Source organism: Pasteurella canis, assembly GCF_900454865.1.
Lineage (GTDB): Bacteria > Pseudomonadota > Gammaproteobacteria > Enterobacterales > Pasteurellaceae > Pasteurella > Pasteurella canis.
Genome location: NZ_UGTV01000015.1, coordinates 2,090,151 through 2,103,389 on the forward strand (window position 1 = coordinate 2,090,151; position 13,239 = coordinate 2,103,389).

Consider the following 13,239-nt stretch of genomic DNA (forward strand, 5'->3'; position numbering starts at 1 on the left):
ATGTTAGATGAGAACAGAGAGTGATAGTGATTTACATCTTAACTAGCAGGTAAAATTGTAGGACGTGTTTCTTTTGCTTTTTCCATATGTTGGCAAAGTTTTTCACGCAGCTCAATTCTCACTGGCTCATAATTAGGATCACGCACTAAGTTATTTAATTCATAAGGATCTTTCTCCAAATCATAGAGGAAGTCTTCTTGATAAACATCGCTACTTGCATGCTGTCCTCCATGTTTGTTGGGTGCAAAAACACTGTAGAGGTATTTTTCTGTACGTATACAACGTCCTACACGACTCTCACTGATTTGAGCGAATACTTCATTGACACGGTTTGGAATTTTATTTTCTACTACATCCTGTAGGTTTTCACCAATCATAGCATCACCGACATCAATACCTGCCATAGCAAGAAACGTTTTTGGTAAACTCGCGGTGCTGACAAGATCTTTTACTCGTTTTCCTCCTTTAAATGCTCCTCCTATAATGACAAGAGGAACATGTAGTGCAGAAGAATGGCAAGAACGTTTATAATCATCATAACCATTTAAGTTTTCATCTGTATTACGAGTCATAAAATGTGAACCATGATCGGATGCAAAGACAATAATCGTATTGTCATACAGATTTTTTTCTTTCAGTTTATCGACGAGACGAGCAAGATTATCATCTAAACTACGGCAACATCCTAAGTAATCAGGATACATTTCTTCAGCATTACCTTGTAGTTCAGCTAAGTCTTTTGGTAATTCAAAATTTTTGAAGCGAACTTTTGAACCATGTGGTCCTTCGTAACGATGATGATCATTTTGGTGATGGGGTTCAATATGTGAAATAGTCATGAAGAAAGGCTTCTCGCCTTGATATTGGTCAAGATATTCCAGTGCAAAGTCAGTGATACAATCCACTCGATAACCTTTAAATTCACATTTATTCATATTCTCATCGAATACATAGCCATCGTAACCATGTGATGTAAATTCTAAAACATCTGATGCACGCCAGAAACCTTTATAACCACCACGACGCTCTGGTGGAATAGCTGATATTGTGTAATCAATAATAGGTTCCTCTTCTAACTCACCATCGCTAGCTAAATGCCATTTACCAATATAAGCAGTCTCATAATTATTTTCATTGAAGTAATCAGCAAGTGTTTTTACGTTTGCAGGTAGTGCGATGTTATTGCGGAAACAGCCCGTTTCTGTTGGATATAAACCTGTTTGAAAAATAGAACGGCATGGTCCACATACAGGTTGAGATGAATAAGCTTCCTCGAAAACAACCCCGTCTTCAGCTAATTTATCTAAAGTTGGAGTGATATCAAGAGGTTGCCCATAAGTGCCTACGGTATCCCAGCGTTGTTGGTCAGTAAAATAAAAAATAATATTAGGTTTATTCATGATATTTCCTTATTGATTAGACTTTTTCGCCTTTTTGTAATTATTGAATACAATACTGACGATAGTCGCTAAAATTAATAGACAGAATGCCAGTGAAAATGGTCTTTCAATAAAAATACTCCAGTCACCATCAGATATCAGTAAAGCGCGACGCAGATTTTTTTCAGTTAATGCCCCAAGTACTAATCCAAGTAATGTTGGGACAGCAGAGAAACCTAGTTTATCCATAATGTATGCGATAACACCAAATACAACTGCAGTTCCTACATCGAACATTGATTCTTTTAGTGAATAAGCGCCTGCGAAACAGAATACTGCAATAATAGGAATGAGAATTTGCTGTGGAATCTTAACGACTTTTGCAAAAAACTTAAGCAGGTATTTTCCTTGTATTAACATGAAAATATTGACAAAAATGAGTCCTATCATAATAGCATAGACGGCAGGACCATGATTTTGGAATAAATTTGGTCCAGGAGTTAATCCGTTAATCATTAAAGCACCGAGCATTAATGCAACGGCGGCATCGCCAGGTATACCGAGTGTTAGTAATGGAACAAGTGCGGTGCCTGTAATCGCATTATTAGCACATTCTGCGGCAGCAATACCTTCTACAGAGCCTTGACCAAATTCTTCGGGTTTTTTAGAAACTTTGCGAGAAAAGTCATAACTGAGGAATGAAGCAATAGAGGCGCCTGTACCTGGAATAATGCCGACAAGAATACCTGATAATGATCCTATCGTAAGTGGTTTTGGTAAGCGTAGCCATTCGCTTTTTGACACTGTACCTTTATCAAGCTTAGGAGCCTCTATATGTTTAGTATGTTGGCTTTTTAAATCTCTGCCCTTATTCACGATTTCAATGAGAGCAAATAATCCTATTAATACAACAACTAAGTCGAATCCACTATATAAGTTGATGTTTTCAAAGGCAAATCGCATTGTACTGCCGCTAATTAAATCCATTCCAACAAAAGAAAGAAATAGCCCTAAGCAACCAGATATAATCCCTTTTATTAAACTTTCTCCACTGACTCCTGCGATGATCGTGAGCCCAAATGCACAAATGAGGAAATATTCTGGCGAGCCCATTTTTAAGGCTATTTTGGCAACTTCAGGGGCGAGAAAGAGGAGGACTAATGAACTGACTATTCCACCAAAGAAAGAAGCATAAAGTGCGACATTAAGTGCTTTTTGTGCCAGCCCTCGTTTGGCGAGAGGATGCCCATCTAACATAGTTGCGGCAGCATGAGGTGTGCCTGGGGTTTTAATTAAAATTGCAGAAATTGAGCCACCATAACTTCCAGCACAGTAAATACCTAACAGAAACATAAAAGAATGGATCGCATTCAGTGTGTATGTGACTGGTAAGAAAAGAACTAAACAAAGCATGACAGTGAGTCCCGGTACAGAACCGAAAACAATGCCAAGAAATAAACCTAGATTAATATAGAGGAAACTTCCCCAATTAAAGAATTCGTTAAATCCCGCTATCATTTGATCAAACATAAGTACTCCTAGGGTAACGAAATGTGTAGCAAATGCTCAAAAATAAGCGCAATAGAAATAATGACACTGGCAACAATAGCGTAGTATTTCCAATTGTGGCAGCGAAAGAAGAGTAGCATTAAGAAAGCAAAAATAATCGAGGAGACCATAAAAGGTAACCAATGAAGCATTAGCCAATAAAGTGCTAATAAAAATATGACAATTAAGGAATTAAGTTCATCAGTTAGCTGGATAGTCACCATCTTACTTGGTTGTTTACGTAAGATTTTGATGATTTCTTTTATCAGTAAAATAACACTACAAAGTGCCATCAAACCAATAATGAGGCGAGGAAATGTTTGAGCAGTGATCCCCTCATCTTCATCAATTATAATTTGTAATGGAATTAACAACCATAATGTGATGGATAAAATAAGAAACACGACTGCACCGATTAAATCTTGGCGAAAGGTTATTTTCATCACAATATCTCCGAGGAATAACCAGCACGATAGGAGAGTATTATACCATGCTGGTTATAGTGGGCTATTTCACTAATTTAGAATATTTAGAGGCTTTATCCATAGTTGAATCGATATAGGCTTTTACTGCTGCACCATCTTTAATATCTAAACGAATACCAATATTTTTTGCGGTTTGCTGTAATTTAGGATTTTCTAAGATATTTTTGAGTGCAGTGTAGTTTTTATCAATGATTGCTTGGTCTGTACCTGCACGGATAAATACAGCACAAGTATTTATCATCCAAGTATCATAACCATGATCGACCACACTATCGAGATTATAAACATCATCAATCAATTTTTTCTCATCGAAAGCGACAACAGCCTTAGCATTTCCAGCTTTCACAAATTCTTTAGCTAAAGAGGCATGTGTCGTTGCAAAATCAACTTCGCCTGAGATTACTGCTGTTAATGCTTCATTGGCACCATCATAAGGAATAATTTGGTATTTCGCTCCCATTTCATGGAAAAGCGCAGCAGATTGAAGTGCTTCGGAAGAGTTTGTTCCATTAGTAGCAATTTTAATTTTTTTACCTTTAGCAATATATTCTTTTAGTGTCGGAATATTTTCTACTTTTGTTTTAGGGTTAGAAACTAACACAAATGTTGATGAGTAAATGTTAATGACTGGAACAAAGTCTTCAAATTTGTAAGAAACTTTCATTGTTAAAGGAGCAATAGCAAAGCTACCCTCTCCACCTAAAATGAGTTTATGTGTATTCGGTTTCTCTTTTGTGTATTCAGTTAAGGCTACGGCACCACCTGAGCCTAAAATATTATCAGCAAGGAGAGGTTGACCATATTGCTCTTGGCCATATTCTGACATCGCACGGTTAATTTGATCCGCAAGTCCCCCTACTGCCCATGGTGTAATAATGGTGACTGGTCCAGTTGGCCACGTTGGTTGAGTAAAAGCAGATACTGAGACTAAGCTAAGTAATCCAACTAAACTTGCTTTGATTGTTGATTTCCAGGTTTTCATTTTGCTTCTCCTTACATAGTAGAGTGAGATCAGAGATCATGATTGAAAGTCATAGATAGCATATAAAAGAAAATATAAAGTTTGTATGATTGTTGTCATATTGTTGAGGTGAACTGGATCACAAAACTATAACAATTTTTGCTTTTGTTTTAAAAAAATCGCTAGTTTCTTTAAATTAGGTGCCATATGAGAAAGGGCATTATAATATGCTTCACATAAGATGTTATGGGGTTCTCCAAAACCTTGTATCGTTCTATGTTTTGGGCAACCACCATGGCAAGCAAAATAAAATTCACATTTTTGACATTTTTCCGATACTTTTTCTTTACTTAAACCGAATTGTTGCTGTTTGGCTGAGTAAACAATATCTTGTAATGGTGTATTAAGAATATTTCCGATTTTGTAATGTGGGTAAACATAATGATCGCAACTAAAAATATCACCATTTTGTTCGATGATCATTTGATCCCCACATGTTTTTCGGAATATACATAAACTGGGTTGAAGTCCTAAGAATGCCATTAACCATTGTTCAATAAATTGTACACCAATTTTTCCAATATCATTGGCATACCATTCATCAAAAATATCTATCATAAATTGACCGTAATCTTTGGCACTGGCTTGCTGTTCCCACTCTCCCATGAGTGGAATGAACTGCATATAATTAGAGCCAATTTTTTTTAGGAATTGGTATATTTCTTTACCAAATAATACGTTTTTTTTGTGTATTACAGTGAGCGTGTTAAACGAAACATTATGAGCAATGAGGTTTTCTAAACCTTTCATAACTTGATGAAACGTGCCTTTTTGACTTTTTGTTAAACGATAAATATCATGCAAATGCTCAGGACCATCAATAGAAAGGCCAACTAAAAAATTATTTTTTTTCAAAAATTGACACCATTGTTCATCTAATAATAGACCGTTAGTTTGTAAGGCGTTGTAAATTTTTTTCCCATTAGCATACTTTTCTTGGAGGGCTATGGCTTTTTGATAAAAATCAAGCCCAGCAAGGGTAGGCTCTCCTCCTTGCCATAAAAACGTCACTGTTTTTTGTGGTGTAAACTGCAGATAGTTTTTTATGTAGGTTTCGAGTATTTCATCATCCATTGCTCGTTGCTGTTGGTGGGGTTTTTCTAGATAAAAGCAATATTTACAATCCAAGTTACAAAAAGAGCCTGTTGGCTTTGCCATAAGTTGAAAAGGTGTTTGCATGATTACTCCTTACATAAATATATATCCATAATACAAAGCGCTATTTGTTACTATTATGATAGTGATCATAATAAATAAAAAAAGCCTTACTGTAATACAGTAAGGCATAAAGCGAAGCAATGTATAACTGCTCTTTTATTCTAGGGGAACTGGAAGATCCTTCCTAAGGGAAACTAAAAGTTGATCTATTTTGAAGTTTTCAGTATCAATAATTTCAAATTTATATTTATCATACAGAACGAAGTCAGTTTTTTTAGGAATCTTACGTAACATATACATCATAAAGCCACTAATTGTTTCATAATTTTCTTCACCAGGGAAACTGGTTAAATTCAAAGCCCGCATTACATCTTCGAGTGGTGTCGCGCCATCAATTAGCCAAGAGTCTTCATCTCTGCGTACAATTTGTTCTTCTTCATTTGAGACTAATTCACCCATGACAATACTCATCACATCATTTAATGTGATAAGACCAACAACGAGAGCATACTCATTGACAATCACTGCAAAATCTTCCCCAGTAGATTTAAATAATTCTAAGACTTCGAATAAAGAGAGTGTATCTGGTACAAATAATGCTTTCCGTAGTAGACGGCTATCAGTCAACGAAACTCCCTTTTCTACTTGTAAGTACATAGTCAATAAAGTATGAGACTCAACATAACCTAAAATACGATCTAGACTGTTATCACAAATCAAGAGTTTCGAGTGTGAGTTTTTAGTGAGTGTATCAAGGACAGCTTGGCGATCAAAAGCACGGTCTAAAAATACGATATTTTCACGTGTAGTCATCGTAGACGTAACGGTTCTTTCTTGCATATCAAAGATATTTTCAATCAGATAATGTTCTTGTGCTTTGACTACGCCTGCTTCTGCACCAGCACCAACTATCGCTACGATATCTTCTGGTGTCATATTTTCTTCGCGGATAGTGGAGATACGAAATAATTTGAAAAAACTATTTGCAATAGAGTCAAAAATCCACACTAATGGTTTCAAGATAAATATGCAAACAGCCATAATACGTACTGTGCGTAATGCGACTTTTTCAGGATTAATCATAGCAAGGCGTTTAGGAACAAGATCAGCTAATAAAATAAAAGCTGAAGTGACAATTGCAAAAGCCAGCCAAGAAGCAGTCGTCTCTAACCATGCAGGCGTAATTTGAGTTGCTAATGTTTTTTCTAAATACGGACGGATGGCACTTTCGCCAATAATCCCACCTAAAATGGCGACCATGTTTAAACCAATCTGGACAACAGTAATGAAACGGCCAGGTTGGGATTGCAGATCAAGTACTAATGCAGCACGTTCATCTCCCTCATTCACTAAACTTTGTAATTTTAGTTTTCGTGCCCCCGCAAGAGACATTTCAGCAGCAGAAATGACTGCACTAATAATAATTAATATACTTAAACTTAAGATTGCCTCAAATAAACTCATAAAATATCTCTGTTTTGATAATTTAAAATAGAACTAGGAAAGCGCGGTTTAATTAAGTTTAAACCGCGTAGAGAAAGGTGAGATTAGTTAGTTTTCGCTATCAAACCAGCCACGTACAAACTGGATAGAGAAGAAAAGCGTAATAAGCAATAAAAAGTATAATACATAGGCTAAAATAGGATGACTTGGACTTTCTGTCTCATCAATTGCCTTTATGTTTACTGCATTACGAAATTCATCAAACATGACTAATCGCCAGCCATAATATTTAATTTGAACCGTTTTGTTTTCTTTCCCTAAAGCTTCAGCCTCTGCATGTAAATTGGCTGAACCAAACTTAAAGTAAAATGGAAAGCCCCAACGCGTGTCTTCATTACGATAGACCATAATTTTTCCGTCTTGATGCTGAGTATTAATGAAATAAACATCACGTGTTGGACCATCAGCAGGATTTGCTTTAGTAATTGGGCCATCTTTATCAACTCGTTTCACTTCAACACCAGTAACTTTTGTTACATCATAGCTTGGCGTAACAAAATTGACTGCCGCAAATAAAAATAAGTGAAAAATAAAAATCACTGTGAGAAAAAAGAATTTAAAAAACTTTCGCATCATACTTTCCTTAACGAGTAAATAGCTTATTTATTGTACATTAATTTTGAATAAACGTTCAAAGTTTTGTGTGGTAATTTGGGCAAATTTTTCAAAAGATATGCCTTTCAAGGTTGCCACATATTGGCATACTTCTCTCACATAAGCAGGTTGATTTTGCTTACCACGATAAGGTACAGGTGCTAAATAAGGTGAGTCAGTTTCCACGAGTAAACGATCTAATGGGACTTGGCGTGCAACTTCACGTAGTTCCTCTGCATTTTTAAAAGTAATAATGCCTGAAAGTGAAATATATAAACCAAGATCTAAGCCTTGTTTAGCCATTTCCCAATTTTCTGTGAAGCAATGTAATACACCACCACATTGCGTTATTCCATTTTCAGTCAAGATCCTAATAGTATCTTCGCGAGCACTACGGGTATGTACAATCACGGGCTTGTTTAATTGATTAGCAATTTGAATTTGTTGTGCAAAGACTTCTTGTTGTAAGGTCTTATTATCATGACTGTAATAATAGTCTAATCCTGTTTCACCTATTGCAATTACTTTAGGATCTTGTGCTAATTTGAGTAACTTATCATAATCAAAAGACTCTTCATCTAAATTAAGTGGGTGTACCCCACAAGCTAAAGAGACATTATTAAATTTAGCTAACTCAGCATAAATTTGTTCGAAGCGGGTTAAAGTAACCCCAACGGCAAGTAAATGTTTAACATCACGAGCGTTAGCTTTATCTACAACATCAGTAATATTTTTATGTAAATTTTCATAATCTAACGCATCTAAGTGGCAATGAGAATCAACAATAAACATCTTGTTTTTATCCTTCAAATACATCGGTAATGAGTCGAGTTAAGCCATCAAGTAAAATTAACTCTTGGTTAACTGCATTAATTTGTGTTAAGTCAGTGCGTACTTTTTGTATAATCTGGTTTGCTTTTAATAATGCTTGTGGACTATGTTGCGCACTAAATTGGGTAATGCCTGCTGCTAAGTCTTGGCAGATCCAATGTTGATTAACTTTTAGTTTGGCTTTTAGCGCATCCATTAAAAAAGCTAAAAGCCAGTCAAGTTGTTGGAGAGTCAGCTCTTTTTCAAAATAAGGCAACAGCTCAAGAGGCGAACATTTACGGTAGAATAGCCAAAATTGGCGTAAAAATTCTTTTCGTTTCTCTAATAATCCTTGCTCTAAAACTGTTAATGCAAGTAATGGGCGACCATAACTGATTCGAAGTGCGGTCTGAATTTCTATAATATCGGCCTCACTTTGTTGCTGTAACCAATTCAGTGCTACTTCTGTAGCAGGTTGGTTAATTAGATGAACTTGGCAACGGCTATAAATTGTTGGCATAATTGTCGCTGTAGCTTCTGCTTGTAATAAAAAGTAAGTTTGTGGACGAGGCTCTTCAAGCGTTTTTAAAATAGCATTAGCTGCTGCTTCGGTTAAGCGTTCTACTCCTTTTATGTAAACTAATTTATTACCATTTTGCTGTGCATGTTGATTAATTTTTTCGCTCACCTCACGTACTTGATCTACACCAATATCTTTATTTTCAATAGGTTCTAGAGTGTAAATGTCAGGATGATGGTTTGCTTGAAATAATCGGCAGCTATGACAATTTCCACAAGGTTGTTGATCTTGTGGTTGCTGACACATGATCCATTGACCCAGTCGGGATAAAAGCTGCTCGACACCTAACCCTTGTTCTGCTTTGAATAGTAGTGCGTGATGCCCATGCTGTTGTTGGAATGCACGAATAATCTGCTGATAATCGGGTTCAAGCCAAGGATAATGAGTCATTTAACTGCCTTTTTCTTGTGAAATTAACCAATTTTTGACCGCACTTTCTACCGCCATGCTGACTTGAGTAATATCTTGTGAAGCATCGATCGTAATTGCTTTAGGATTGTGTTCAACGAGTTCTAAGTAACGTTGACGCGTACGTTGGAAGAACTCAAGATTTTGCTGTTCGATACGATCGAGCGCACCTCGTCCTTTTGCTCGACTTAATCCTAGTTCAGGGGCTATATCTAAATAAATCGTTAAATCAGGTTCAAATGTGCCTAATACAGTTTGTTTTAAGGTAGAAAGCAATGTCTTATCAAGTTGTCGACCGCCGCCTTGATATGCTTGTGATGACATATCATGGCGATCTCCAATCACCCATTTGCCAGCTGCTAATGCAGGTTTGATTACATTTTCTACTAGTTGAATGCGTGCTGCATATAGCATTAATAACTCAGCTTTATCTGTAACAGTCTCTTCGGTTTCATGTTTAATCAGTTGGCGTAATTTCTCTGCTAATGGTGTGCCGCCTGGCTCACGTGTAAACACAATATCTCGAATGCCATGAGCATTCAGGGCAGTGACAATACTGTCACGTGCTGTTGTTTTGCCTGCACCTTCTATCCCTTCCAGCACAATAAATTTACCTATTTTCATATTATTTTCCATTTTTCTGACTACGATACCAACGTAAGTATTCTTGTACTGCGCGATTATGTTCTGATAAAGTGCGGCTGAATTTATGCCCGCCTGTACCATCGGCAACAAAATATAAAAAATCCGTCTTTTCTGGTTTAGCAACTGCCATTAACGCACTTTCACTTGGCATGGCAATCGGGGTTGGTGGCAAACCATCAATCAAGTAAGTATTATAAGCAGTTGGCGTTTCTAAATCTTTTTTACGAATATTACCCTCATAATTCTCTCCCATACCATAGATGACTGTAGGGTCAGTTTGTAAACGCATTTTTTTATTCAAACGATTAATAAAGACAGAGGCAACTTTACCGCGTTCAGCTGCAATAGCCGTTTCTTTTTCTACAATCGAAGCCAGAATCAACATTTCATAAGAGTTATTGAGAGGTAAGTCTTTATCACGTTGTTGCCATGCTTGTTCAAGGGCTTTTTTCATGCGATCAGCTGCACGTTTTAATAAGGCTAAATCAGTTGAGTTTGGTGTGTAGTGATAAGTATCAGGATAAAGCCAGCCATCAAGATTACGCCATTCATAAATTGCTTTAGTAGAATCAGGAATGTCTAACAAATTAAATATTTCATCATTACTTTTATTTGTTAATGTTTGAACTAAGTGTGGCGCTTTTTCTAATGTTTTACGCCAGATTTTAAAAGTATCGCCTTCGATGAATTGAATGCTTAATTGAGCTTCTTTACCTATATTCAACACATGTAATAAGTCTTTTACTGTTTTGACTTCATTTAAAGCATAAGTACCCGCTTTTATTTTATTGAGCTGTGGATTTAATTTTAATAAGTAAGGCAATAGACTGGCGTCTGCTAGCAGTTTTTCTTGCTCTAGAAGCTGGGCTAGTTTTTGTCCAGTTGTGCCGCGTTGCACCGAAAGTAATTGATCTTGTTGGACTTGAACTGGCTTGTTGGCAAACTGTTCAAGCTGATAATAAAAATAAAAACCTACACCAGAAGCAATCAAAGCGAGTGTAAATAACAAGCTGAAAAATTTCTTCATCAATATACCTTGCTAAAACTGAGTCACATACTAACAGACAAAACTGTCATTGATTATAGCATAGAATCTCAAATAAACCGCAAACTGAAGGTGAATGTGAACTTTTGAAAAGTAAATAGGGCAGCTTAAAACAGCTGCCCTGGGATTGATTAAAAAAATAATTTAAAATAATACACGTGCACGGATTGTGCCTTCAATATCTTTTAGCTGATTTAATAATCCACTCGTGTCTTCAGTTTCAACATCGATGACGACATAACCAATAGTGGGATCAGTTTGTAGATACTGTGCCGCAATGTTGACATTAGCCTCTACGAATACTTGGTTAATTTTATTTAACACACCTGGCCGATTATGGTGAATGTGTAGTAAACGTTTTGTTCCACTATGTTCTGGTAAAGATACTTCAGGGAAATTAACCGCTGAAAGTGTTGAGCCATTATCAGAGTATTTGACAAATTTACCAGAGACTTCAGCGCCAATATTTTCTTGTGCTTCTGAAGTAGAACCACCAATGTGTGGGGTAAGAATGACATTATCAAAAGCACGTAATGGTGAAACAAATTCTTCTTGAATTGATGCGGGTTCTTCTGGGAATACGTCTAGTGCAGCGCCTCGAATTTTGCCAGTGCTTAATGCTTGTGCTAAAGCATCAATATCTACTACAGTTCCTCGGGCGGCATTAATAAGAATTGAGCCTTCTTTTAATTGTGCAATACGCTCAGCACTAATTAAATTCTTAGTTGACGCATTCTCTGGTACATGCAGTGATACGACATCACTCATCGAAAGGAGCTCTTCTAGTGTACGAACTTGTTGCGCATTTCCTAATGGGAGTTTGTTTTCAATATCATAGAAGAAAACGCGCATCCCTAATGATTCAGCAATAATACTAAGTTGAGAGCCAATATGTCCGTAACCGACAATACCTAATTTTTTACCTCGTACCTCATGTGAGCCTGCCGCTGATTTATTCCAAATGCCACGATGAACTTCAGCGTTGGCTTGTGGAACGTTACGCATTAATACCAGAATCTCACCTAAGACTAATTCAGCGACAGAACGTGTATTAGAGAAAGGTGCATTAAAAACTGGAATACCTCGTAATTTTGCGGCATTTAAATCCACTTGGTTAGTGCCAATGCAGAAGCAACCAATAGCAATTAATTTTTGAGCATGCTCAAGCACATCGGCAGTTAAAAATGTGCGTGAACGAATACCAACGAAATGTGCATCTTTAATCGCCTCTTTTAGTTCGTCATCATCGAGAGCTTTCTTGTGATACTCAATATTGGTATAGCCAGCTGTTTGTAATACTTCGACCGCACTTGGATGCACACCCTCTAGCAATAAGAATTTAATTTTTGATTTATCAAGTGATACTTTATTTGTCATATTTGCTTTCCTTTTTTATTTCTTTGTTATTCGACAATTTTCGTGCCATCGGGTGTACCAACAATGATGACATCAGCTGGACGGAGGGCAAAAATACCATTTGTTACTACACCAGCAACGTTGTTTAATTCTTTTTCCATTGCCATTGGACTCATGATTAAAAAATGGTGTACATCTAAAATAACATTACCATTATCAGTCACTACACCTTCACGGTATTCAGGTGAGCCACCTAATGCGACTAATTTACGTGCAACTTGGGAGCGAGCCATTGGAATCACTTCTACTGGGAGTGGGAAAGTTGAACCTAAGACATCTACTTGTTTACTTTGATCTACAATACAGATGAATTTTTTAGCAAGAGCGGCAACAATTTTTTCGCGAGTAAGTGCTGCACCACCACCTTTAATCATCATTTTTTGCGGATTCACTTCATCAGCACCATCCACATAGATATCCAACTCTGATACTTCATTCGCACTAAAGACTTCAATACCTTGTTGTTGTAGTAATTCTTCGGATGCTTTAGACGCCGCAACAGCACCTTTAATTTGGTATTTCATCGAACCGAGAGCCTCAATAAAACAATTTACAGTTGATCCACTGCCAACACCTACAATTGTATCTGGTTTCACATATTGTAGAGCCGCTTTTGCTGCTTGTTTTTTCATTTCAAGTTGATTCAT

Annotated in this window: 13 protein-coding genes; all 13 read right to left on the minus strand. The window is 36.8% G+C overall.

The window, feature by feature from the left end; translation table 11 throughout:
* Positions 1 to 38: 38 nt before the first annotated feature.
* Positions 39 to 1,400 carry a sulfatase family protein gene (locus tag DYE19_RS10475; RefSeq protein ID WP_115323492.1) on the minus strand — a complete coding sequence of 454 codons (1,362 nt, stop codon included), beginning with the start codon at positions 1,398 to 1,400 and terminating at the stop codon, positions 39 to 41.
* Between the two features lie 9 nt (positions 1,401 to 1,409).
* Positions 1,410 to 2,909, minus strand: coding sequence for a tripartite tricarboxylate transporter permease (locus DYE19_RS10480; protein ID WP_115323493.1), 1,500 nt, complete (start codon positions 2,907 to 2,909; stop codon positions 1,410 to 1,412).
* A gap of 8 nt (positions 2,910 to 2,917) precedes the next feature.
* Complete coding sequence (locus tag DYE19_RS10485) at positions 2,918 to 3,370, minus strand: tripartite tricarboxylate transporter TctB family protein (RefSeq protein ID WP_049214684.1); 453 nt, start codon at positions 3,368 to 3,370, stop codon at positions 2,918 to 2,920.
* 64 nt (positions 3,371 to 3,434) lie between these two features.
* Positions 3,435 to 4,394: a tripartite tricarboxylate transporter substrate binding protein gene (locus DYE19_RS10490; RefSeq protein ID WP_115323494.1), complete on the minus strand. Its 960-nt coding sequence runs from the start codon at positions 4,392 to 4,394 to the stop codon at positions 3,435 to 3,437.
* 126 nt (positions 4,395 to 4,520) lie between these two features.
* Positions 4,521 to 5,612, minus strand: coding sequence for an anaerobic sulfatase maturase (locus DYE19_RS10495; RefSeq protein WP_115323495.1), 1,092 nt, complete (start codon positions 5,610 to 5,612; stop codon positions 4,521 to 4,523).
* Between the two features lie 135 nt (positions 5,613 to 5,747).
* Positions 5,748 to 7,055, minus strand: a complete 1,308-nt coding sequence (paeA, locus tag DYE19_RS10500; RefSeq protein WP_115323496.1) for a polyamine export protein PaeA — start codon at positions 7,053 to 7,055, stop codon at positions 5,748 to 5,750.
* An 87-nt stretch (positions 7,056 to 7,142) separates the two neighbouring features.
* The gene (locus DYE19_RS10505; RefSeq protein ID WP_049214680.1) at positions 7,143 to 7,667 is read right to left on the minus strand and encodes a DUF1523 family protein; all 525 of its coding nucleotides are present in this window, start codon (positions 7,665 to 7,667) and stop codon (positions 7,143 to 7,145) included.
* Positions 7,668 to 7,697: 30 nt separating this feature from the next.
* Positions 7,698 to 8,480 carry a YchF/TatD family DNA exonuclease gene (locus DYE19_RS10510; protein ID WP_115323497.1) on the minus strand — a complete coding sequence of 261 codons (783 nt, stop codon included), beginning with the start codon at positions 8,478 to 8,480 and terminating at the stop codon, positions 7,698 to 7,700.
* A 7-nt stretch (positions 8,481 to 8,487) separates the two neighbouring features.
* Positions 8,488 to 9,468, minus strand: a complete 981-nt coding sequence (locus tag DYE19_RS10515; protein WP_115323498.1) for a DNA polymerase III subunit delta' — start codon at positions 9,466 to 9,468, stop codon at positions 8,488 to 8,490.
* Positions 9,469 to 10,110, minus strand: coding sequence for a dTMP kinase (gene tmk, locus DYE19_RS10520; RefSeq protein WP_115323499.1), 642 nt, complete (start codon positions 10,108 to 10,110; stop codon positions 9,469 to 9,471). It abuts the gene before it with no gap.
* Position 10,111: 1 nt separating this feature from the next.
* Positions 10,112 to 11,158: an endolytic transglycosylase MltG gene (gene mltG / locus DYE19_RS10525; protein ID WP_049214676.1), complete on the minus strand. Its 1,047-nt coding sequence runs from the start codon at positions 11,156 to 11,158 to the stop codon at positions 10,112 to 10,114.
* 162 nt (positions 11,159 to 11,320) lie between these two features.
* Entirely contained in the window at positions 11,321 to 12,553 is a 1,233-nt protein-coding gene (gene serA / locus DYE19_RS10530) for a phosphoglycerate dehydrogenase (RefSeq protein WP_049214675.1), read from the minus strand.
* Between the two features lie 26 nt (positions 12,554 to 12,579).
* A complete protein-coding gene (gene rpiA, locus DYE19_RS10535) occupies positions 12,580 to 13,239 on the minus strand; it encodes a ribose-5-phosphate isomerase RpiA (protein ID WP_115323500.1) in 660 nt (219 codons plus the stop codon).